Annotated in this window: 23 protein-coding genes; 13 read left to right on the forward strand and 10 right to left on the reverse strand. The window is 72.1% G+C overall.

Going from position 1 to position 20,997, the window contains the following annotated elements; genetic code table 11:
• On the forward strand, positions 1-764 hold a 764-nt coding region (locus AOK00_RS07130; protein WP_055599457.1), incomplete at its 5' end, for a lactonase family protein.
• Positions 765-874: 110 nt separating this feature from the next.
• On the opposite strand, the gene AOK00_RS07135 is transcribed toward AOK00_RS07130, so the two are convergent.
• Together AOK00_RS07135 and AOK00_RS07140 are read right to left on the reverse strand one after the other, a co-directional pair.
• Entirely contained in the window at positions 875-1,798 is a 924-nt protein-coding gene (locus tag AOK00_RS07135; protein WP_055599458.1) for a sirohydrochlorin chelatase, read from the reverse strand.
• Positions 1,799-1,920: 122 nt separating this feature from the next.
• Complete coding sequence (locus tag AOK00_RS07140) at positions 1,921-2,952, reverse strand: BadF/BadG/BcrA/BcrD ATPase family protein (RefSeq protein ID WP_079041876.1); 1,032 nt, start codon at positions 2,950-2,952, stop codon at positions 1,921-1,923.
• Between the two features lie 128 nt (positions 2,953-3,080).
• Here AOK00_RS07140 and AOK00_RS07145 point away from each other — a divergent pair, with 128 nt between their 5' ends.
• On the forward strand, positions 3,081-3,758 hold the full coding sequence (locus tag AOK00_RS07145) for a uracil-DNA glycosylase (RefSeq protein ID WP_055599459.1): 678 nt from the start codon (positions 3,081-3,083) through the stop codon (positions 3,756-3,758).
• A gap of 169 nt (positions 3,759-3,927) precedes the next feature.
• Here the strand turns inward: AOK00_RS07145 and AOK00_RS07150 are convergent, their stop codons facing one another.
• Both AOK00_RS07150 and AOK00_RS07155 read right to left on the reverse strand, forming a co-directional pair.
• Positions 3,928-5,010, reverse strand: coding sequence for a WD40/YVTN/BNR-like repeat-containing protein (locus tag AOK00_RS07150; RefSeq protein ID WP_055599460.1), 1,083 nt, complete (start codon positions 5,008-5,010; stop codon positions 3,928-3,930).
• A gap of 143 nt (positions 5,011-5,153) precedes the next feature.
• Positions 5,154-6,239 (reverse strand): NADH:flavin oxidoreductase/NADH oxidase, encoded by a 1,086-nt coding sequence (locus AOK00_RS07155; protein ID WP_055599461.1) that lies wholly within the window; start codon positions 6,237-6,239, stop codon positions 5,154-5,156.
• 124 nt (positions 6,240-6,363) lie between these two features.
• Here AOK00_RS07155 and AOK00_RS07160 point away from each other — a divergent pair, with 124 nt between their 5' ends.
• A complete protein-coding gene (locus AOK00_RS07160; protein WP_055599462.1) occupies positions 6,364-6,732 on the forward strand; it encodes an ArsR/SmtB family transcription factor in 369 nt (122 codons plus the stop codon).
• 89 nt (positions 6,733-6,821) lie between these two features.
• Here the strand turns inward: AOK00_RS07160 and AOK00_RS07165 are convergent, their stop codons facing one another.
• Entirely contained in the window at positions 6,822-7,469 is a 648-nt protein-coding gene (locus AOK00_RS07165) for a DUF305 domain-containing protein (RefSeq protein ID WP_055599463.1), read from the reverse strand.
• A 281-nt stretch (positions 7,470-7,750) separates the two neighbouring features.
• Here AOK00_RS07165 and AOK00_RS07170 point away from each other — a divergent pair, with 281 nt between their 5' ends.
• A complete protein-coding gene (locus tag AOK00_RS07170) occupies positions 7,751-9,181 on the forward strand; it encodes an LVIVD repeat-containing protein (RefSeq protein ID WP_173861517.1) in 1,431 nt (476 codons plus the stop codon).
• Here the strand turns inward: AOK00_RS07170 and AOK00_RS07175 are convergent.
• The 4 genes from AOK00_RS07175 to AOK00_RS07190 all read right to left on the reverse strand — a co-directional run bounded on the left by AOK00_RS07175 (position 9,160) and on the right by AOK00_RS07190 (position 12,354).
• Positions 9,160-9,852: a TetR/AcrR family transcriptional regulator gene (locus AOK00_RS07175; RefSeq protein WP_055599465.1), complete on the reverse strand. Its 693-nt coding sequence runs from the start codon at positions 9,850-9,852 to the stop codon at positions 9,160-9,162. The two genes, AOK00_RS07170 and AOK00_RS07175, sit on opposite strands and share 22 nt — an antisense overlap.
• A gap of 129 nt (positions 9,853-9,981) precedes the next feature.
• A complete protein-coding gene (locus tag AOK00_RS07180; protein ID WP_055599466.1) occupies positions 9,982-10,665 on the reverse strand; it encodes a phosphatase PAP2 family protein in 684 nt (227 codons plus the stop codon).
• 89 nt (positions 10,666-10,754) lie between these two features.
• Entirely contained in the window at positions 10,755-11,696 is a 942-nt protein-coding gene (locus tag AOK00_RS07185; protein ID WP_055599467.1) for a M56 family metallopeptidase, read from the reverse strand.
• Between the two features lie 91 nt (positions 11,697-11,787).
• Positions 11,788-12,354, reverse strand: coding sequence for a DUF5134 domain-containing protein (locus tag AOK00_RS07190; protein WP_055599468.1), 567 nt, complete (start codon positions 12,352-12,354; stop codon positions 11,788-11,790).
• Positions 12,355-12,526: 172 nt separating this feature from the next.
• On the opposite strand from AOK00_RS07190, the gene AOK00_RS07195 reads away from it, so the two are divergent.
• From AOK00_RS07195 to AOK00_RS07220, 6 genes are all read left to right on the forward strand, one after another.
• Positions 12,527-13,078 carry a GNAT family N-acetyltransferase gene (locus AOK00_RS07195; RefSeq protein WP_055599469.1) on the forward strand — a complete coding sequence of 184 codons (552 nt, stop codon included), beginning with the start codon at positions 12,527-12,529 and terminating at the stop codon, positions 13,076-13,078.
• A 157-nt stretch (positions 13,079-13,235) separates the two neighbouring features.
• Positions 13,236-14,651, forward strand: a complete 1,416-nt coding sequence (locus tag AOK00_RS07200; protein ID WP_055599470.1) for a DUF6421 family protein — start codon at positions 13,236-13,238, stop codon at positions 14,649-14,651.
• A 35-nt stretch (positions 14,652-14,686) separates the two neighbouring features.
• The gene (locus AOK00_RS07205) at positions 14,687-15,448 is read left to right on the forward strand and encodes an SDR family oxidoreductase (protein ID WP_055599471.1); all 762 of its coding nucleotides are present in this window, start codon (positions 14,687-14,689) and stop codon (positions 15,446-15,448) included.
• Complete coding sequence (locus AOK00_RS07210; RefSeq protein ID WP_055599472.1) at positions 15,445-16,524, forward strand: threonine aldolase family protein; 1,080 nt, start codon at positions 15,445-15,447, stop codon at positions 16,522-16,524. Before AOK00_RS07205 ends, AOK00_RS07210 begins: the two co-directional genes overlap by 4 nt.
• Positions 16,525-16,599: 75 nt before the next feature.
• Positions 16,600-17,208, forward strand: coding sequence for a transglutaminase-like domain-containing protein (locus tag AOK00_RS07215; protein WP_055599473.1), 609 nt, complete (start codon positions 16,600-16,602; stop codon positions 17,206-17,208).
• Between the two features lie 26 nt (positions 17,209-17,234).
• Positions 17,235-17,927, forward strand: coding sequence for a B3/B4 domain-containing protein (locus tag AOK00_RS07220; RefSeq protein WP_055599474.1), 693 nt, complete (start codon positions 17,235-17,237; stop codon positions 17,925-17,927).
• Positions 17,928-17,963: 36 nt separating this feature from the next.
• Here the strand turns inward: AOK00_RS07220 and AOK00_RS07225 are convergent, their stop codons facing one another.
• Positions 17,964-18,686, reverse strand: coding sequence for a lysophospholipid acyltransferase family protein (locus tag AOK00_RS07225; RefSeq protein WP_030326028.1), 723 nt, complete (start codon positions 18,684-18,686; stop codon positions 17,964-17,966).
• 225 nt (positions 18,687-18,911) lie between these two features.
• On the opposite strand from AOK00_RS07225, the gene AOK00_RS07230 reads away from it, so the two are divergent.
• From AOK00_RS07230 to AOK00_RS07240, 3 genes are all read left to right on the forward strand, one after another.
• Complete coding sequence (locus tag AOK00_RS07230; RefSeq protein WP_055599475.1) at positions 18,912-19,238, forward strand: TlpA family protein disulfide reductase; 327 nt, start codon at positions 18,912-18,914, stop codon at positions 19,236-19,238.
• 197 nt (positions 19,239-19,435) lie between these two features.
• Positions 19,436-19,966 carry a flavin reductase family protein gene (locus AOK00_RS07235; protein ID WP_055599493.1) on the forward strand — a complete coding sequence of 177 codons (531 nt, stop codon included), beginning with the start codon at positions 19,436-19,438 and terminating at the stop codon, positions 19,964-19,966.
• A gap of 199 nt (positions 19,967-20,165) precedes the next feature.
• Positions 20,166-20,951 (forward strand): electron transfer flavoprotein subunit beta/FixA family protein, encoded by a 786-nt coding sequence (locus AOK00_RS07240; protein WP_055599476.1) that lies wholly within the window; start codon positions 20,166-20,168, stop codon positions 20,949-20,951.
• The last annotated feature ends 46 nt before the right edge of the window (positions 20,952-20,997 follow it).

Here is a 20,997-nt window from a genome sequence, read left to right on the forward strand (position 1 = left end):
CCCACCTCGCCCTCGCCGCCGGGCACCTGCTCACCGCCAACTACACCTCCGGCAGCGTCACCGCCCTGCCCCTGGCCGAGGACGGCACCGCCCGCCCCGCCACGACCGTCCTCCGGCACGAGGGCAGCGGACCCGTCACCGCGCGGCAGGCCGGCCCGCACGCCCACCAGGTGCTGCCCGACCCCAGCGGCCGCTGGATCGTCAGCGTGGACCTCGGCACCGACTCCGTACGGATCTGCGCCCTGGACCCCGGCACCGGGGCACTCACGCTCCACGGCGAGACCGCGCTGCGCCCCGGCACCGGACCGCGCCATCTCGCCTTCCACCCGGCCGGCACGCACGCCTACGTCCTGAACGAGCTGGAACCCACCCTCACCGTCTGCCGCTGGGACGCCGGCGCCGGTGTCCTCGAACCGCTCGGCGAGACCCCCGTCGTCCCCGAGGGCGCCCCCGGCCCCAGCTACCCCTCCGAGGTCGTCGTCGCCCCCGACGGGCGTTTCCTCTGGGCCGCCGTGCGCGGCGACGACACCCTCGCCGTGCTCGCCCTCGACCCCGACGGGGCCAAGGCCACCCTGGTCGCCACCGTGCCCTGCGGCGGCACCTGGCCCCGCGACCTGACCCGCGCCCCGTCCGGCCGTCACCTGTACGCCGCCAACGAGCGCTCCGGCGACGTCACCTGGTTCGACATCGACCCCGAGACCGGGATTCCCGCGCGCGCGGGCTCCATCGCGGCCCCCGCCGCCTCCTGCGTCGTCTTCGGCTGAGGGCGCGGCCGTAGCCTGCCCGCTCCGCGAGACCGCACGTCGAGACGTCGAAGGGCCCGCACCGGACATCCGGTGCGGGCCCTTCGACGTACGGGCGGGGTGGCGTGGCCTCAGAGCGAGGGCACGCCCTGCGGCTGCTGCGGCGGGATGCCGAGCGCGGCCGTGTACTGCGAGAGCACGAGCTTGCCGATCGCCGGGTAGGCCCCCAGCGGCTCGGCGGCGGCGCAGCCGGCCTCCTTCGAGGCCTCGTCGAGCAGACCGTCGGCCAGCTCCGGGCCGATCAGGTACGGGGCGAGCGCGAGCTGCTCCGAACCGGAACCGCGCAGCTGCTCGGCGACGGAGGCGATCGAACCCTCCTGGTCGAGCGCGGCGGCGATCACGGGCACGGCGAGGCGCGCGGCCAGCAGCATGCCGGTGATCCCCGCGGCCTGCACCGCCTCCTCGCCGCCGACCGTGGCGAGGATGATGCCGTCGGCGGCCGTCGCGACCGTGAACAGCCGGGCGCGGTCGGCGCGGGCCAGGCCCGCCTCGGAGAGACGCACGTGCAGCGCCTCGGCGAGCAGCGGGTGCGGGCCGAGGACATCGGTGAGCTCGGCGGTGTTGCCGGCGTCCATGACGGCCTGGCGGACCTGGCGCGTCTGGGCGCTGTCCGGACCGGCGAGCAGCGGCACGACGACCGAGGCGGGACCGGTGGGGGCGCTGACCTCGCGGCCGGCGGCCACGGCCAGCTCGTACCGCTCGGCGCGCAGCGTGGCGGCGGCCGCGAGCACGGTCGCGAGCGAGGGGTACTCGCTGTCGTCGCCCTCGACGAAGCCGATCAGGGCGTCGAGGCCGGGCAGCTCGGAACGGGCGATGCTCACGACCTCTTCGGCCAGCGAGCGTATGGCGGCGGACGGCACGCCGGGCACAGCGAGAACCAGTGCGGGAGCGCCCTCGGGCGCCGCCGCGGGTTCGGGGCGACGGTGCCGCCCGGACTGACGGGGTCGAGGCATTCGTACAGGCAGGCCGGAAGCAGGCCCATTGGGGGAGCTCATGGCGCCGCATGCTACTGGTTTCGCCCGGGGCGGCGTCGGCTGAGGTACGATCATGCGCCTTCTGCCCCTCTATGTCCCCCCGGTGGCGCGTCCGGAATGCGGTCCCCGCTCTCCTCGCGGGTCTATGCACCGCCTCCCACCTGGGCCGATGAGGTGGCCCGCGGAGCGTCCTCGCCGAACAGGCGCAGCAGTGCGGGGTCCTCGGGCAGCCGCAGCGTGCCGGTGGCGAGCGCCGCCGCGAGCGCGACGGCCCCGGACAGCGGATCCCCCGCGGGGTCCACCGTCCTCGCTTGGGGTACGAGCTCCCCGAGCGCCGCGCGCAGCGGTACGACCAGGGGGTCGCCCATCTTGAACAGGCCGCCCGTCAGCGCCACCGACGCCCCCGGCCCGTCCGGGCACGCCGCCTCGGCGGCCTCGGCGATGTGCCGGGCCGCCCGCGCCAGGATGTCCGCCGCCACCGGGTCCTCGGCGGCGCACAGTGCCACCTCGGGGGCGAAGGAGGCGAGCACCGCGGGCCGGTCGGTACGGGGGTAGAGCGCGCCCGGCAGGCCGGCCGCCGGCCCGAAGAGCTTCTCCGCCCGGGCCAGGAGCGCCGCCGAACCGCCGCGCCGCCCGTCGTGCGCGCGCATCGCCGCCTCCAGGCCGGCCCGGCCGATCCAGGCGCCGCTGCCGCAGTCGCCGAGGAGGTGGCCCCAGCCGTCGGCCCGCCGCCAGGACGTCAGATCCGTGCCGAGCGCGATCATCCCCGTACCGCCGGCGACGACGGCCCCCGGCCGCTGCCCGAGCGCACCGGCGTACGCGGTGACGGCGTCGGCCGCCAGCGCGAGCCGCCGTACGCCCCAGGCCTCGGCGAAGGCGCCCGGCAGCTCGGCCCGCAGTTCGTCCCCGAGGGTCGCCATCCCGGCGGCGCCCACGGCCAGGGCGACGACAGGCCGCGTGCCATGAGGCTCCGTCAGGGACCGGACGGCCGGCAGGACCTGGTCGAGGAAGTGCCCGGCGGAGATGCCGCCGGGGCCGGTCCGCACCGGTTCGCGCGACGTGCGGGTGCCGAGCACGGCGCCGCCCGCCGCCTCGGCCAGCGCGACCCGGAGTCCCGACCCCCCGGAGTCGACACCGACGACCAGCGCGCCGGAAGGGTCGTTCACGGGAGCCACGGAGACGACAGAGGTCACGGTGCACCGTCCTCGCAACGAGTGGGCCGGGGGAGTGGGCGGAGTCTAGGTGGTGACCAAGGACGGCGCCCGCACCGGGGTGTCAGGGTAGGCCGGTAGAGTGACGGACCGTGACAGCGCGACCTTTGAAGGAACTGGTGGAGCCCGGCTGGGCGGAGGCTCTGCGCCCCGTGGCAGGCCGCGTGGCGGAGATGGGTGACTTCCTGCGGGCGGAGATCGCCGCGGGCCGGACCTACCTGCCGGCCGGACAGCACGTACTGCGGGCCTTCCAGCAGCCCTTCGACGACGTGCGGGTCCTGATCGTGGGTCAGGACCCCTATCCGACACCGGGAATGGCGATCGGGCTCAGCTTCGCGGTCGCGCCCGAGGTCCGTCAGCTGCCGGGCAGCCTGGAGAACATCTTCCGGGAGCTGCACACCGACCTCGGGATGCCCCGGCCGTCGAACGGCGACCTGACCCCCTGGACCCGGCAGGGCGTCCTCCTCCTCAACAGGGCGCTGACCACCGCCCCGCGCAAGCCGGCCGCCCACCGCGGCAAGGGCTGGGAGGAGGTGACCGAGCAGGCGATCCGCGCGCTCGCCGCCCGGGGCAAGCCCCTGGTGTCGATCCTGTGGGGCCGCGACGCGCGCAACGCCCGCCCGCTCCTGGGTGATCTGCCGGCGATCGAGTCCGCGCACCCGTCCCCGATGTCGGCGGACCGCGGCTTCTTCGGCTCCCGTCCCTTCAGCCGCGCGAACGAACTCCTCCTGGAGCAGGGCGCCCAGCCGGTGGACTGGCGCCTGCCCTGATCCACCGTCGGCCTCCTTCGTGCGGAGGAGGCCGCGGGAGCACTCCGGCTCGGACGCGCCGCGCCCGGCCCGGCTCGGAACCGTAACGGCTCGCCACCGGCCCGGCTCGGAACCGTAACGGCCCGCAACCGCCCCGGCTCGGAACCGCAACGGCTCGCAACCGCCCGGCTCAGATCGCGGCCGCGCGCACGCACAGCACGTCCGGCAGGTGTTCGGCGAGGAGTTGCCAGCTGTCGCCGTCGTCGGCGCTCCCGTACACCTCGCCGTTGCGGTTGCCGAAGTACACGCCCGCCGGGTCCGCGTCGTCCGTGCACAGCGCGTCCCGGAGCACCGTGCCGTAGTGGTCGCCCTCGGGCAGGCCCCGGCTCAGCGGCTCCCAGGTGGCTCCGGCGTCGGTCGTACGGTAGACCCGGCACCGGCGGCCGGCCGGGACCCGGTCGGAGTCCGCGGTGATGGGGAAGACATAGGCGGTGTCCGGGCGGTGCGGGTGCGCGGCGACCGCGAAGCCGAAGTCGGACGGCAGGCCGGAGCCGATGTCCGTCCAGCTGGCGCCCGCGTCGTCGCTGCGGAAGACGCCCCAGTGGTTCTGGAGGTAGAGCCGGTCGAGATCGCCCGCGTCCTGGGCGATCTTGTGGACGCACTGTCCGAAGACCGGGTGCGGATCCGGCAGGAACACCGCCGACACGCCCTTGTTGGAGGGCTCCCAGGCCGCCCCGCCGTCCTGCGAGCGGAACACGCCGGCGGTGGACACGGCGACGGTGACGGCCGCCGGGTCGCGCCGGTCGGTCACCACGGTGTGCACGGCCTCGCCGCCGCCGCCCGGAACCCACTGGGCGCGGGTCGGGTGCTCCCACAGCGGGCGCACGAGCTCGAAGGACTCCCCGCCGTCCCCGGACCGGAAGAGCGCGGCCGGCTCCGTCCCCGCGTACACGACGCCGGGGGAGTGCTCGGGTGCCGGGTGCAGCTGCCAGACGCGCTCCAGGGAGGCGCCGGTGTCCTCGGGGAACTTGACGGCCGGCCGCGCCGGTTCGGTCCAGGTCCTGCCGAGGTCGTCGGAGTGGAAGACGGACGGCCCCCAGTGGGCGCTGTCCCCGCCCACGAGCAGCCGCGGGGTCGGCCCGCGGGTGTCGATGGCGACCGAGTAGACCGCCTGCGCGGGGAAGGCCGGATCGTCGAACTCCCATCGGCCGTCGTGCCTGCGGCCGATGAAGAGCCCCTTGCGGGTGCCTACGGTGAGGAGAACGTCGGGCATGGCTGCCAACCTCCAGGACGCCGTTGTCGCGGATACGGGCCAGTCTGCACCCGGCCACTGACAACGGCTCCCGGACACTCCCGGAGACCCCCGTGCCACGCCGAACGCCCGTGGTTCAGGGGCCGGCGGTCACCTCGCGGTCCTCAGATCGCCCAGGCGTACTGCGGCGGCGCCGCGTGCGTCGACGCGCCCAGGTCGCGGGCGGCGCGGCGGGCCCAGGAGGCGTCGCGGAGCAGCTCGCGGCCGAGGAGGACCGCGTCGGCCTCGCCGTTGGCGACGATCTTCTCGGCCTGGTCGCTCTCGGTGATCAGACCGACGGCGGCCACCGGCAGCCCGGTCTCGGCCTTGACGCGGGCCGCGAAGGGCACCTGGTAGCCGGGGCCGACCGGGATCTCGGCCGGTCCGCCGTTGCCGCCGCTGGAGACGTCGAGGAGGTCGACGCCGTGCTCGCGGAGGAGCGCGGCGAACCGCACGGTCTCGTCGACCGTCCAGCCCTCCTCCTCCAGCCAGTCGGTGGCGGAGACGCGGAAGAAGACGGGCAGCTCCTCGGGCCACACGGACCGCACGGCGTCGACGACCTCAAGGGCGAGCCGGGTCCGGTTCTCGAAGGAACCGCCGTACGCGTCGGTGCGGTGGTTGCTGTGCGGGGAGAGGAACTCCCCGATCAGATAGCCGTGGGCGCCGTGCACCTCGACGACCTGGAAGCCGGCGTCGAGCGCGCGGCGGGCCGCGTCCGCGAACTGCCCGGTGATCTCCCGGATCCCGTCGACGGTCAGCTCGGTCGGCACCGGGTGGCCCTCGGCGAACTCGACGGGGCTGGGCGCGACGGGCTGCCAGCCGGGACCGCCCTCGGGGACGGGCCCGCGGCCCTCCCAGGGGCGCTTGGTCGAGGCCTTGCGTCCTGCGTGCCCGATCTGGATGCCGGGGACGGTGCCGTGGTCCTTGAGGAAGCCGGCGATGCGGCGGAGGGCCTCGGTCTGGGTGTCGTTCCAGAGGCCGAGGTCCGCCGGGCTGATCCGGCCCTCGGGGGCGACGGCGGTCGCCTCGACCAGGATCAGCCCGGTGCCACCGGTGGCCCGGGAGGCGTAGTGGGCGAAGTGCCAGTCCGTGGCGACACCCGCGTTCGGTCCGGTCATCTCCGCCGAGTACTGGCACATGGGCGCCATCCAGACCCGGTTGGGGACGGTCAGCGACCGCAGTGTGTAGGGCTCGAACAGGGCGACGCTCATGACGGACTCCGTTTCGGGATGCCTCGAAGGACGCTAGTACGGTAACCATCGTAGTACGGCACCTGTCAAACTACGAGAGTTCTCGTACAATGGCCCGTATCCCGGATGAAGTGGAGCCGCCGCCATGACGACCGCCACCAGCCCCCGCGCCCTCGAACACCCCACGCGCGACCAGATCCGACTGGAGGCGGTGCTGCACGCTCTCGCGGACCCGGTGCGGCTGCGCATCGTGCGGGACATGGCGCGTGAGCGCGCCGAGCTGAGCTGCTCGTACTTCGACCTCCCGGTGACCAAGTCCACGACGACGCACCACTTCCGGGTGCTGCGCGAGGGCGGAGTCATCCGGCAGACGTACCGCGGTACGGCCAAGCTCAACGCCCTGCGCGAGGACGACCTCGAAGCCCTCTTCCCCGGTCTGCTCGTCACGGTCCTGGCGGCGGCCGACGCCCAGGCCACGCGCGAGGACGCGGCCGGCGCCCGGGCGGACCGCTGACGCGGCCGGCGCCCGGGCCGCGCGCGAGGACGCGACAGCCTGGACGCCGGTGCGGGTGAGGGTGAGAGGGGCGGGCCCGTAGCGCCCGCTCACAGACCCCGCATCCTCCCGATCTCCGCCGACTGCTGGGCGATCACGTCGTTCGCCATCTCCTCCACGAGGACGTTGTTGCCCTCGCTGAGCACCTCGGCGGCCATCGTCACCGCCCCCTCGTGGTGCGTGATCATCAGCTTCAGGAACAGTTCGTCGAAGGCCCTGCCCTTCGCGTTCCTGAGCTCCTTCAGCTGCGCCTCGCTCGCCATGCCCGGCATCGAGTGATGGTCGTGGCCCGCCTGTTCGCGCGCGCCACCGTTGTTTTTCAGCCAACCTTCCATCGCGCCGATCTCCGGCTTCTGCGCCGCCGCGATCCGTTCGGCGACCCCCTTCACCTGGGCCGAGGCAGCCCGCTGCGGGGCCAGCGCGGTCATGGTGAGGGCCTGCCGGTGGTGCACGATCATCATCTGCGCGTAGGCGAAGTCGGCGCTGTTCGGGCTCTGGTCCGGCAGCAGCTTCGCGGCTTCCTCGGGGGATATCCGCCGGGCCGGTTCGCCGGGCTTGCCCGGCGCGACCACGGTCCCGGTCGAACTCCTGGCCTCCGGTGTGCCCTTGTCGGGCCCCGACTCGCAGGCGGTCAGGGCGAGTACGGCGACGGCGGACAGGGCCACGGCGACGACGGCACGCTGGCGGCGGATCAACAACGCGACCTCCAGATGTTCTTGCGGGGACAGTGACCGTTCCTAGCACTTTTCTCGGGGCTACCGATCAAAAACCTTCATTACGTCTGTGTTGCCATCTGTTGAGATGTGCACGGCAAGGAAGATACTGCCGGGGTCCAACACCCGTTCAACGCTGAACGGATACCAGGGAGGACGGAGTGACTTCGTTGCGTACCCCGCGTACCACGTCCATCACGCGCGACCCGCGTGCCAGGCTCAGACGCCTCGGCGTGGCATCCGCCGCGGCCGGACTGCTGGCCACCATGCTCATGGCGGGCCCCGCCACCGCGACCCCCGACCCCGGGGACGCGCCCGCTCAGGGCAAGGTCTCCACGGAGCAGGCGGCCGAGGCGCGTGCCGCGATACAGAGCGGTGAGATACCCGGCGTGGACGAGATCGTCCACAGCTCGAACATCGAGCACCTCGCCAACATCCCCAAGGACGCCCTCCCGGGCACCAACTCGGACCTCGCCTTCCAGGGCAAGTACGCCTTCGCCGGCAACTACGACGGCTTCCGGATCTTCGACATCAGCAACCCGAAGTCCCCGAAGACCGTCGCCCAGGTCCTCTGCCCGGGCTCCCAGAACGACATCTCCGTCTCCGGGAACCTGCTGTTCCTGTCGACGGACTCCTCCCGGAGCGACAACTCCTGCGCCAGCACGACGCAGCCCGCCTCGGTCAAGGAATCCTGGGAGGGCATGAAGATCTTCGACATCAGCGACGTCCGGAACCCGAAGTACGTCGCCGCCGTCGAGACCGCGTGCGGCTCGCACACCAACACGCTGGTTCCCAAGAAGCGGGACGTCTACATCTACGTCTCGTCGTACTCGCCCAACGCCGCGTTCCCGGACTGCCAGCCCCCGCACGACGGCATCTCGGTCATCAAGGTGCCCCGCAAGGCGCCCGAGAAGGCCGCGCTCGTCGGCTTCCCCGTCCTCTTCCCGGGCGAGGGCCCGGACGGCGGCGGCAACCCCGGTGGCCCGACCAACCCGGGTGTCTCCAAGACCACGGGCTGCCACGACATCACCGTGCTCCCGGAGAAGGACCTCGCGGCCGGCGCCTGCATGGGTGACGGCATCCTCTTCGACATCGAGGACCCCGAGCACCCGCGGGTGATCGACCGTGTCCAGGACAACGTCAACTTCGCGTTCTGGCACTCCGCGACCTTCAACCAGAAGGCCGACAAGGTCGTCTTCACCGACGAGCTCGGCGGCGGCGGCGCGGCCACCTGCAACGCCGCGGTCGGTCCGAACCGCGGTGCCGACGGCATCTACGACATCGTCGGCAAGGGCAAGAAGAGCAAGCTCGTCTTCCGCAGCTACTTCAAGATCCCGCGCCACCAGGCCGACACCGAGAACTGCGTCGCCCACAACGGTTCGCTGATCCCGGTCAAGGGCAAGGACATCATGGTCCAGGCCTGGTACCAGGGCGGCATCTCCGTCTGGGACTTCACCGACTCCAGCAAGCCCAAGGAGATCGCCTACTTCGAGCGCGGCCCGCTGTCCGCCACCACCATCTCCACCGGCGGTTCGTGGTCCGCGTACTACTACAACGGCTACATCTACTCGAACGACATCGCCAAGGGCTTCGACGTCCTGAAGCTCTCCGACCGCCGTACCGACCCCGCGAAGCGGATCCGGATGGACGAGCTCAACGTCCAGACCCAGCCGGACTACTTCGACTTCGACGACTGACCGGAGTCGTGACCGCCGGCCGTCGGCTCACGTCGGCCGGCTGACGTCCTGACCACCGGCGCGCCGTCGGGCGGACCCCCGTCCGGCGGCGCGCCCGCCTCCCAGTCCAGGCCGTAGCGGTGGAACAGCTCCGACCGCAGCCGCGCCAGCGGCATCTGCGCCCCCGGCAGCAGCACCGCGACCACCGCGCCCATCAGCAGGGCGCGCAGCATCGGATAGTCCGTGTCCACGTCCTCGGAGCCGTACCGCGTCACGGTGTCCCGCAGCAGGAACGCGAGGCGCTGCTGCTCCGGGCACTGCACGAAGCCCTCGGCCTGCAGGATGCCCGCCATATGGGTCCGCATCAGGGTCGGCCGGTCCGCGGCGAGCCCCAGGATCGCGTCGATCGCGCGGGCCATGCGCTCGCGGCCGTCCTCCGTGCGCGGCTCGCGCTCCAGCGCCTCCTCCAGCGTGAGGTGCATCAGCCGGTGCACCGCCGACTGGAGGAGCTGCCGCTTGCCCGGGAAGTAGTACGAGACGAGACCCCGCGCCGAACCGGCCCGCTCCGCGATGTCGCCGAGTGTCGTCGCCTCGTAGCCCCGGGTGTCGACGAGCTCCACCGTGGCTTGCAAGATGCGCTCCCTGGACCTGCGGCGGAGCTCTTCATTGACCGATGGGCTACGCGGGGACATGCTTGACTCCTGCGTTGACTGGCTGCCGGCCAATATACTCGGCGCATCCCGTCGGGCTGCCCTCGTGACAGACCGCCGGGTACGCCGTCTGTTCTGGGCGACACGGGGGATCGTCCAGAACAGGCGGCTTCATTCCGTTCCTCCCATTCTGCTCCCCTCGCCGTCGCTCTCCCCGGGTCCGGCCCGGGGCGCACGACGCTCGTTCCAGCGGTACGTCAGGACCGCGGCGGCCACACAGCACCAGCCGAGCAGCCAGCCCCCGAGCACGTCCGAGGGCCAGTGCACGCCGAGATAGACCCGCGTCCATCCGACCCCGAGCACCGAGACGACCGCCACGCCCGTGAGGGCGCCCCAGCCGCGCCACTCACCGCGCCAGCGCAGCGCGAGGACCCAGAGCAGCAGCCCGCAGGTGACCATGGCCGTCATCGCGTGCCCGGACGGGAAGGCGGCGAACCGCGCCGAGTCGACCGGGTCGGTCCACTGCGGCCGGTCCCGTCCCACCAGCGTCTTGAGGCCCTGCTGGAGCCCCACGGCCAGCAGACTCGTCGCGGCCACCCACACGGCCAGCCGCCGCTCCCGGCCCCACCACAGCAGCACCACCGTCGCGGCGGCCAGCGCACGCATCGTCCACGGGTCCCACACCCAGTCGCTGAGGAAGCGGTGCACCTGGGTGAGCCCCGGCTCGGCCACCGCGTCACGGTGGAGTGTCTCGGTCACCGACCGGTCGAAGGAGAGCAGGGGCGTCCACCCCACGGCGACGAGGACGAGCAGGAGAACGGCCAGGGCCCCGGAGATCACGGCGGAGGAGCGCATGTGTCGATCCTGCCCGACGATCGGCGCCGGGCGATCCTTCCCGCCTCCCGCGCGCGCCGTCGCGCGCGACCCGACCGGCGAGCCTGCCGTCACCCCTGTCCCAGCGCGCTGAGCGCCGGGACGAAGGCCACGAGCACCGGGACCACCGGCACCAGGGAAGCGGCCGCGGTGAGCCGGAGCCGGCGGCCCGCGGTGAGCCGGGGTGCCGCGGTCAGCAGCCGGTTCACCCGGCGCGGCAGATCCCCGTACGGGGCCTGGCCGGGCCCGAACACACCCCGGTCCTCGTTCAGTTCGACCAGCGCGAGCGCGATCGTCAGCCGCCCGAACCGGCGCGAGGCCACGTCGTCGGCGGCCAGCTCCACCAGCCGGTGCATCTCCTCGCGGAAGGCCGTGAAGACCGGGATCCCCGGGAACCCGGCCGCCAGCGCCGCCGAGGAGTGCAGCAGCCAGTCGTGCCGGGCGCGCGCGTGCCCCTGCTCGTGCGCGAGGACGGCGTCCAGCTGGCGCCCCTTCAACCGCCGCAGCGCCGCCGTGGTGATGACCAGCTGGGGTGTGCTCCCCGACAGCCACCAGGCGTTCGCCCGCTCGCCCTCCAGGACCACGAGGCGCTCGCTGCCCGGCTGCTCGCCGGGGAGCAGGGGCGCGCGGACGAGCAGATCGCAGCGGCGCTGTCTGCGCCGCGACCGGGCCTGACTGAACTCCCGGCCCAGCATCGCCCCGGTCCACACCCCGCCGGCCGCCAGGGCCACCGCGAGCACCGCGGACCAGGGACCGGTCGTCCCCAGTTCGTACGCGTCGATCACCGCGCGCGGCGCGGGCGCGAAGATCTGCCCGCGTACGGCCTGCCAGGCGGTCGACGCGCTGAACGTCATGGAGAGCGCGAAGCTCAGCAGCACGGCGGCGATCACGCACTGCCACACCCAGAGGGCCACCACGGGTTCTCGCTCGACCCAGTCCGCCCGGGACAGCAGCCGGGGGGCTGCGAGGGCGGTCAGAACTCCGAGCAGGAACAGCGCGAGGGAGACCCACATGGCGCCAGCCTATGAGCGCGGTACTGGTCGGGGGTATGCCGCGGGACGGCAAGTGACGTACGCCACGGTTTGGTTGGGCACCGGGCGGCACTCACAGGGTCACCAGCATGGCCAGCATCGCGAGCGCCATCGACAGCCGGCAGGCGAGCGTCAGCTCCGGGCGGGCCGCCCGGTCCGGCCCCGGCCCGCCCGCCGTGGCCGCCGGTAGCGCGACGGGCACGAGTCTCGTGCCCGCGTGCAGCACGTACGCCGTGTAGTAGAGGAGCAGCCCGCCCGTGAGGACGGGTGTACCGCCGGCCGTGCCCGCCGTGTGCCCCGCGTGCGCCCCCGCGCCGGGAGCCGCCATCGACACCGCCATGTAGACCATGGCGAGCGAGCCGACGAAGTGGTGCAGATGGTGCCCGCCGTGCCGGACCGCCGCGAGGGCGTGCAGCGCCGCGCCGCCGAACACCGCCGCGTACACCGTCCAGCTCCACTCCGGCGGCGTGAGCACCGCCGCGGGCAGCGCCATCGACGCCATCCCCAAGCCCATCACCGCCTCGCCACCCGCGGCCCGCCGCTCCTCCCCCGCGCACGCGCGCATCCGCAGCAGGCAGTACACGCCCGTCACCGCGCAGAGCACGACCGTCAACCACCCGGACAGGGCCGGTCCGTGCACGGCACACCTCCCCCTCGACGCCGTCCCCTCCGCGGAGGATGCCCGGGTCCGGCCGGGCACACGCGGGCGCACAGGCGCGCACAGGTGTACGAGGGGGAGTGAAAGGCGCGGGCGTTAGGCTCGGGACGATCGCGTACGGCGATCGTCAGCGCCCGAGGGGAGCCCCGTTCACATGGACACCGCCACGTCGCAGGAGACCGGCCGGATCAGCTACCGCGAGGCGGTCCTGGACGACGTCCCGGCCCTCGTCCCGCTCGTCGAGTCGGCCTACCGGGGCGACGCCAGCCGGGGCGGCTGGACCACCGAGGCGGACATCCTCCAGGGGCAGCGCACCGACCCCGAGGGCGTCGCCGCCGTGATCACCACGCCGGACAGCCGGCTCCTGGTCGTCGAGCGTGACGGCGAGATCGTCGCGTGCTGCCAGCTGGAGCACCGCGGAGAGGCCGCCTACTTCGGGATGTTCGCGGTCCGCCCCGAACTCCAGGGAGCGGGTCTGGGCAAGCGGATCATCGCGGAGGCCGAGCGCCGCGTCCGCGAGTCGTGGGGCGTCCGCGAGATGCACATGACGGTGATCTCGGTACGGGAGGAGCTCATCGCCTGGTACGAGCGCCGCGGATACCGGCGCACCGGGCGGATGACCCCCTTCCCGTACGGCGACGAGCGCTTCGGTCTGCCCCAGCGCGACGACCTGGAGTTCGAGCTCCTGGTGAAGCCGCTGAGCTGACGAGCACGCCGGAAGGGTGGCTTCCCCCCTGGTTGACAGGAAAAACTTCTGTGATCAGGGGGGTCGCGCAGGATAATTTCTCTTGCCCCCTCTTGTGGCTGAGAACCGTCCACGGTTACGGTGTCTTAACGCGAGGTTCTCCTGTGGAGGAAGAGGCATGACGGAAATTCTTGTGCAGGACGTGACCGGTGGGGGGATATCCACCGCCGCCCGGGTGATCGACCACCCCGCCTGGCCCGAGCTCAAGAATGCCGTGGAGGAGATCCGCGCCTGGCAGAGCGCGGACGGCTCCATCGACTTCGAGCGCGAGGACGCGCCCGCCAGGGCCCAGGCCGAGCTGACCCTCGACCGGGTCACCGCCGCGGTCGAGCAGCTCTCCCCGCTCGTCCCGCACGACGGCGCCTACCACCGCGCCCTCGTCTCCGACCTGCGCAAGTGGGCCGAGAGCGGCTTCACCGTCCCGGACTTCCTGGACTCGCTGCTCGCCTTCCAGCCGGCCGCCGACCGCGTGGACGGGCTCCAGCACCTGGTGCTGTTCCCGATGTACACGCAGAACGGCAACCCCGACCGCAACCTCGAGGCCGTCGTGCTCCGCATGGTGTGGCCGGAGTGGCTCGCCGAGCTCGAGCGCACCCGCTACGACAACCCGCTGTTCTGCGGCATCACGTTCGAGGACTTCACCGCCGGTTACGACACCAACTCGGCCGTCCTCTTCCCGGAGACCATCGCCGTCCGCGAGGCCCCCGAGCGCTTCACCTGGGGCGGGATCTTCTGCGACCGCGAGGCCGCCCGCTTCCGCAAGGTCACCGAGGCCGCCGTCGACACCCTCGGCATCCAGCTGCCGGCCGACATCGCCGCGATGATCGACGACCAGGAGCGCTGCGAGAAGGCCTTCGTGCTCTGGGACATGGTCCACGACCGCACCCACAGCCACGGCGACCTGCCTTTCGACCCCTTCATGATCAAGCAGCGCCAGCCCTTCTGGATGTACGGCCTGGAAGAGCTCCGCTGCGACCTCACCGCCTTCAAGGAGGCCGTGAAGCTGGAGGCCGAGGGCAACACGCACGGCCGTGACGTGCAGTACGCGGTCCTCTTCGACCGGATGTTCCGCTTCCCGCTCTCCGGCGACCGCAACCGCAACTACGACGGTCTCGGCGGCCAGCTCCTCTTCGCGTACCTCCACAAGAACGACGTGGTGCGCTGGACGGACAACACCCTCAAGATCGACTGGCAGCGGGCCCCCGAGGTCACCAACCAGCTCTGCGCCGACATCGAGAAGCTCTACCGGGACGGCATCGACCGCCCCAAGCTCGTCCACTGGTTCAAGGCGTACGAGCTCGTCTCCACCTACCTCGCCCCGCACCCGGGCTCGAAGTGGGCCAAGGGTCCCGACGCCCTCGACCTCTCCCTCCCGCCCCGCAAGCTCGTCGACGACGTGCTTCCGGACGAGTTTCCGCTCAGCATGTTCTTTGAGGCCCTCGCCAAGAAGCTGAAGGGCGTGATCGCCGACACCAAGGGGATCACCGCCGCCGACGTCTCTCGGACCGAGCAGGCCGAGCGGGCTGCCGCGTGAGCGCTCGTACCGACGACACGGAGGAGGCGTCGCCCATGACCGCCAACGGAAACGGCGGGCCGCTCGACGGCGCCGTCATCGCGGTCGCCGGTGCGGCCGGCCCGGCAGGCCGCGCGACGCTGCTGCGCCTCGCCGAAGCGGGCGCGACCGTCGTCGGCTCCGACGCGGACCCGGCGCGCCTCGCGGAGGCCGTCGACGCCGCCCGCTACGCCCACGGCGGCGCCAAGGTCGTCGGTGACACCGTCGACCTGCTCGACCTGGACGCCACGCGCGACTGGGCCGCGAAGACCGAGAAGGAGTTCGGCCGGATCGACGGCCTGGTCCACCTCGTCGGCGGCTGGCGCGGCAGCTCCTCCTTCACGGAGACCGACCTCGCGGACTGGGACTTCCTGGAGAAGCTCCTCATCCGCACGGTCCAGCACACCTCGCTCGCCTTCCACGACGCGCTGCTGCGGGCCGGCGGCCGCGGCCGCTACGCCCTGATCAGCCAGGTCGGCGCGCACAAGCCGCTCGCCAACAACGCCGCGTACAACGCCGGCAAGGCGGCCGCCGAGGCCTGGACCCTCGCGATGGCCGACTCGTTCCGCAAGCTGGGGGGCGACGACGGCCCGCAGGCGGCGGCTGCGATCCTGGTGATCAAGGCATTGGTGCACGACGCCATGCGCGCCGAACGCCCCAACGCGAAGTTCGCGGGCTTCACCGACGTCAAGGACCTGGCCGACGAGGTCGCCGGGCTCTGGGACAAGCCCGCCCAGGAAGTGAATGGACAGCGTCTGTGGCTGACCCCCAAGCCGTGACCGCGGCCCTCGGCCCCAGGACCGACGCACGTCGTCACCACGACCCGTCGGTCCGGGGATTCGCCAGCGACAACTACGCCGGCGCCCACCCCGAGGTCCTCGCGGCCCTCGCCCTCGCCAACGACGGCCACCAGGTCGCCTACGGCGAGGACCAGTACACCGAGCACCTCCAGCGGATCATGCACAGCCACTTCGGCCCCGCCGCCGAGGCCTTCCCGGTCTTCAACGGGACCGGGGCCAACGTGACCGCCCTCCAGGCGCTCACCGACCGCTGGGGCGCCGTCATCTGCGCCGAGTCCGCGCACATCAACGTGGACGAGGGCGGAGCGCCGGAGCGTATGGGCGGCCTCAAGCTGCTCACCGTGCCGACCCCGGACGGCAAGCTCACCCCCGAGCTGATCGACCGGCAGGCCTGGGGCTGGGAGGACGAGCACCGGGCGATGCCGCAGGTCGTCTCGATCACCCAGAACACCGAGCTGGGCACCGTCTACACGGTGGAGGAGATCCGCGCGATCGTGGAGCACTCCCATGCCAAGGGCATGAAGGTGCACCTCGACGGGGCCCGGATAGCCAACGCCGCCGCCTCGCTCGACGTACCGATGCGCGCGTTCACCAACGCCGTGGGCGTCGACGTCATCTCGTACGGCGGCACGAAGAACGGCATGCTCTTCGGCGAGGCGATCGTCGTCCTCAACCCCGACGCGGTCAGCCACATGAAGCACCTGCGCAAGCTGTCCATGCAGCTCGCGTCGAAGATGCGCTTCGTGTCGGTGCAGCTGGAGGCCCTCCTCGCGAAGGACCTGTGGCTGCGCAACGCCCGCCACGCCAACGCGATGGCCCAGCGCCTCGCGGCCGGCGTGCGCGAGCTCGACGGGGTGGAGATCCTCTACCCGGTGCAGGCCAACGCGGTCTTCGCCCGGCTGCCGCACGAGGTCACCCGGCGGCTCCAGGAGCGGTTCCGCTTCTACTTCTGGGACGAGTCGGCCGGCGACGTGCGCTGGATGTGCGCCTTCGACACCACGGAGGACGACGTGGACGCCTTCCTCCAGGCCCTGAAGGAAGAGCTCGCGCGCTGAGTCTCACTGCATGAGTATGCGGCCGGATGGAAAGTCATTGACTTTCGTCCGGCCGCTTCCGTACGCTCGATGCGCATGGAACGAAGGGAACTCATCCAGCAGAACCCCGACATCGCGGCCTATCTGGCCGCGGGTGAGGCCGTCGACCACGACCATCCGGTGGTCCGGGAGGTCGTGCACCGCCTCGCCGAGGAGCGCCCCGATGCATACACATACGCCGAGGCGGCCTACCGGTACGTACGCGACACCGTCCCGCACTCCGCCGACGCCGACGACCCCCGCGTCACCTGGCGTGCCTCCGACGTCCTGGAGCAGCGCACCGGCATCTGCTATGCCAAGTCGATCGCGTACGCCGCGCTCCTGCGGGCCCGCGGCATCCCGGCCGCCCTCTGCTACCAGCGGCTCGCCGACGACGACGGCTCCCACCCGGTGATCCACGGTCTCGTCGCCGTGCTGCTGCCGGGGGAGCGGGCCTGGGCCCGCCAGGACGTGCGCGGGAACAAGCCCGGAGTCGATGCCCAGTTCTCCCTGGGGAAGGAGCGGCTGGCCTGGACCGTGCGCCCGCAGTTCAATGAAGTGGATTATCCGGTGCTCTACACTGAACCGCATCCGGCTGTTCTGGACGCGCTGCGCGCCGCGCCCGACCGGCCGTACCTCTGGCGGACGCTCCCCACGGAGCTCTGACCCCGGACTTCAGCGAACGGCGGACCATGACCCTCACGCTCACCGTCTCCGACGAGGTGCGCACCCTCGTACCCGGCTTCACCGCTCTGGTGATCGAGGCCCATGGCCTCGTCAACGGACCCAGTGACGACGCCGGTTCGGCCCTCCTCGACGACGCCGCGCGCCGGCTCGCCGAGCGGCTCGACGGCCGGACCCCGGACCAGGACCCGCACATCGCCGCCTGGCGCGCCGCGTACACCGCGTTCGGCGCCAAGCCCTCCCGCACCCGCAACTCCGCGGAAGCGCTCGCCAGGCGGGCGCTCGCGGACGGCGGGCTGCCCCGCGTCAACCGGCTCGTCGACGCCTACAACGCGGTGAGCGTCGCCCACCTCATTCCGGTCGGCGGCGAGGACCTGGGCAGGATCCGGGGCGCCATGCGCCTGGTCCGGGCCACCGGCGGCGAGCCCTTCGTCACCATGGCGGGCGGTGCCGAGACCGTGGAGCACCCCGAGGCAGGGGAGGTCGTCTGGTGCGACGAGGAGGGGGTGACCTGCCGCCGCTGGAACTGGCGCCAGGGCCCCCGCACCCGTATCGACGACGACACCGTCGACGCGCTCTTCCTGCTCGAATCGCTCGCCCCGATGACCCGGGGCGAGCTCCTCGCGGCGGGCACCGAACTGGCGGAGTCGCTGGAGAGGCTCAGCCCGGGGGCCAGGATCACGGTCCGCGACCCGGAGTGACGATTCAGCGCGGTGCCGTTCGACGGCGTCCCGCCGTCAGCCGGCGTCCTTGACCTCGGCCGGCGTCGGAGCCGTACCCCCGAGGTGGGCGGGCACCCACCACGTGTCGTTCGCATCCTTGGGGCGCACCGGGTAGGCGCGCTGCGCGGCCTCCAGCAGCTCCTGGACGCGCTCGCGCAGCCGCCGGGTGATGGCGCCCGCGTACTGGTCGGCGGGAGCCTCCATGGGCTCGCCGACGCGGATCGTCACCGGGATGTGGCTGCGCTTGAAGTTGCGGGGGCGGCCCTTGGTCCAGACGCGCTGCGTACCCCAGAGGGCCATCGGGATCAGCGGGACCCCGGCCTCCTGGGCGAGCCGCGCCGCACCGGTCTTGAAGCCCTTGAGGGTGAACGACTGGGAGATGGTCGCCTCGGGGAAGACGCCGATGATCTCGCCGGCCCGCAGCGACTCCAGCGCGTGCTTGTAGGCGTGCTCGCCCGCCGAGCGGTCCACCGGGATGTGCTTCATGCCGCGCATCAGCGGCCCCGAGACCTTGTGCCGGAAGACCGAGTCCTTCGCCATGAAGCGCACGAGACGCTTCTGCGGGAGCGCGGCCAGGCCCGTGAAGATGAAGTCCAGATAGCTGATGTGGTTGGAGACGAGCACCGCGCCACCCGTGCGCGGGATGTGCTCCGAACCCTGCGTGTCGATCTTCAGGTCGAGCGCCTTGAACATGGTCAGAGCGGCGCCGATGACCGGCCGATACACGAGTTCTGCCATCTGGGAGGAACCCCTTCTTCCGTGCCTGGGGAGGGTTCTCCCGGCGAAGTTACGCAGCCGTAGGTTTTCGGCTTTGGGCAGATCGTGCCCCATGTGGGCCGCCGTGACCAGCCCAGGCGGCTTCGTACAGGGAGATTCTCGTCACTCGCGGTGGTCGTGGCGGGAATCGAATCCTCCCGTGCGACGCTGCACCAGGTGAGACGGCCGACGGAGCAGGGAGCAGGGGTGACCGAGATACCCGGAACCGACACGCTGGGACCCGAGGCGCTCGGCGTACCACTGGGGGAGCGGGCCACCCTCGTCCAGTTCTCCACCGCTTTCTGTCAGCCGTGCCGGGCCACCCGTCGCACCCTCGCCGAGGTCGCCGCGATGGTCCCGGGCGTCGGGCACGTGGAGATCGACGCCGAGGAACGGCTCGATCTCGTACGCGCCCTCGGCATCGCCAGGACGCCCACCGTCCTCGTCCTCGACCGGACCGGGCGCGTCGTCCGCCGGGCCGCGGGACAGCCCCGCAAGGCGGACGTCATCGCCGCCCTGGGGCGGGCGGTCTGACGCGGTGACACTTCTCCCACATCCCGGTACGCACTTGACTGCACGCGGCAACGATCGCCACTCTGACGGGGTGCCCCAAGAACTCCTTCTCTACGGCCGGACCCACGTGGACCTGGCCCGCAACGCGAGCGCGCGCTGTCCGGGTGTCTGACCACCCCCGGACCTCTCTCATGCCGCCCTCGCAGAAGGACAACTCCATGACGGTCACGCCCGACCTCCGACCCGGCACCGTTCCCACCATCGGCGCACCCCGCCAGGCCTCCCCGGATCTGCTCCGTTCCGTCTTCCGGCGGCACGCGGCCGGCGTCGCGGTCGTCACCGCGCACGGGGATCGACCCGTCGGCTTCACCGCGACCTCTCTCAACTCCGTCGCCGCCGAACCCCCGCTCATCTCCTTCGGGGTGGGTACGGGCTCCTCCAGCTGGCCCGTGCTCGCCGAGGCCGAGCACATCGGCGTCCACATACTCGGCGAACACCAGCAGGAACTCGCCGCCACCTTCGCCCACAGCGGGGCCGACCGCTTCGGCGAGGGGACCCGCTGGAGCGTGGGACCCGAGGGCGTGCCCGTACTCGACGGCGTACTCGCCTGGCTGGTCTGCCGGGTGGTCGCCCGGGTGCCCGCGGGGGACCACCGGATCGTGATCGCGCAGGCCGTCGCCGGGGACCCGGACGGGGCGGGCCGGCCGCTCCTCTATCACCACGGCCGCTTCAACGCGCTGCGCGACTGAGAGTTCCCGCGCGCGCCGCTCTCCGCGCGTAGGGCAGATCACATCGCTGAGCGCTTGCTTACTGGTAACGGACTGGGTGTACTGGCGAGTAATATTTTGGTCGGGGCGTCCGGCGCCCCGACCGGAAACCCGCCCTTCAGGCGCCTATGCTGCGAGCAACAAGGCAGCCCAGTTATGACGATGCAGTAGGAGAGCCGGCGTGAGCTTGAGGATCGTTGTCTGTGTGAAGTACGTGCCCGACGCGACCGGAGACCGGAAGTTCGCGGACGACCTGACGGTCGACCGCGACGACGTCGACGGCCTGCTGTCGGAGCTCGACGAGTACGCCGTCGAGCAGGCACTGCAGATCGCCGAAGAGGCGGACGACGCCGAGGTCACCGTGCTGACGGTCGGCCCCGAGGACGCCAAGGACGCGCTCCGCAAGGCGCTCTCCATGGGCGCCGACAAGGCCGTCCACGTCGAGGACGACGACCTGCACGGCACCGACGTCATGGGCACCTCGCTGGTGCTCGCCAAGGCGATCGAGAAGACCGGCTACGACGTCGTCATCGCCGGTATGGCCTCCACCGACGGCACCATGGGTGTCCTCCCGGCGATCCTCGCCGAGCGCCTGGGCGTCCCGCAGGTCACGCTGCTCTCCGAGGTCTCCATCGAGGACGGCGTCGTGAAGGGCCGCCGCGACGGCGACTCCGCCTCCGAGCAGCTGGAGGCCTCCCTCCCGGCGGTCGTGTCGGTGACCGACCAGTCCGGCGAGGCGCGCTACCCGTCCTTCAAGGGCATCATGGCCGCCAAGAAGAAGCCGGTGGAGTCCCTGGAGCTGGACGACCTGGACATCGACGCGGACGAGGTCGGCCTCGCCGGCGCCTGGACCGCGGTCGACTCCGCCGCCGAACGTCCGGCGCGCACCGCCGGCACGATCGTCAAGGACGAGGGCGAGGGCGGCAAGCAGCTCGCCGAGTTCCTCGCGGGCCAGAAGTTCATCTAAGGCTCGCGCGAGCCCCTCAGACCGCCCCTTTCGTTCGCAGGAGATT

This window comes from Streptomyces aureus (genome assembly GCF_001418135.1).
Classification (GTDB): domain Bacteria; phylum Actinomycetota; class Actinomycetes; order Streptomycetales; family Streptomycetaceae; genus Streptomyces; species Streptomyces aureus_A.

Coding starts and splice junctions, on each gene's coding strand:
- AOK00_RS07135 (WP_055599458.1), bottom strand. CDS start 1,798: ATGAGCTCCCCCAATGGGCCTGCTTCCGGCCTGCCTGTACGAATGCCT.
- AOK00_RS07150 (WP_055599460.1), bottom strand. CDS start 5,010: ATGCCCGACGTTCTCCTCACCGTAGGCACCCGCAAGGGGCTCTTCATC.
- AOK00_RS07155 (WP_055599461.1), bottom strand. CDS start 6,239: ATGAGCGTCGCCCTGTTCGAGCCCTACACACTGCGGTCGCTGACCGTC.
- AOK00_RS07160 (WP_055599462.1), top strand. CDS start 6,364: ATGACGACCGCCACCAGCCCCCGCGCCCTCGAACACCCCACGCGCGAC.
- AOK00_RS07170 (WP_173861517.1), top strand. CDS start 7,751: ATGCTCATGGCGGGCCCCGCCACCGCGACCCCCGACCCCGGGGACGCG.
- AOK00_RS07175 (WP_055599465.1), bottom strand. CDS start 9,852: ATGTCCCCGCGTAGCCCATCGGTCAATGAAGAGCTCCGCCGCAGGTCC.
- AOK00_RS07180 (WP_055599466.1), bottom strand. CDS start 10,665: ATGCGCTCCTCCGCCGTGATCTCCGGGGCCCTGGCCGTTCTCCTGCTC.
- AOK00_RS07185 (WP_055599467.1), bottom strand. CDS start 11,696: ATGTGGGTCTCCCTCGCGCTGTTCCTGCTCGGAGTTCTGACCGCCCTC.
- AOK00_RS07195 (WP_055599469.1), top strand. CDS start 12,527: ATGGACACCGCCACGTCGCAGGAGACCGGCCGGATCAGCTACCGCGAG.
- AOK00_RS07200 (WP_055599470.1), top strand. CDS start 13,236: ATGACGGAAATTCTTGTGCAGGACGTGACCGGTGGGGGGATATCCACC.
- AOK00_RS07205 (WP_055599471.1), top strand. CDS start 14,687: ATGACCGCCAACGGAAACGGCGGGCCGCTCGACGGCGCCGTCATCGCG.
- AOK00_RS07215 (WP_055599473.1), top strand. CDS start 16,600: ATGGAACGAAGGGAACTCATCCAGCAGAACCCCGACATCGCGGCCTAT.
- AOK00_RS07220 (WP_055599474.1), top strand. CDS start 17,235: ATGACCCTCACGCTCACCGTCTCCGACGAGGTGCGCACCCTCGTACCC.
- AOK00_RS07225 (WP_030326028.1), bottom strand. CDS start 18,686: ATGGCAGAACTCGTGTATCGGCCGGTCATCGGCGCCGCTCTGACCATG.
- AOK00_RS07235 (WP_055599493.1), top strand. CDS start 19,436: ATGACGGTCACGCCCGACCTCCGACCCGGCACCGTTCCCACCATCGGC.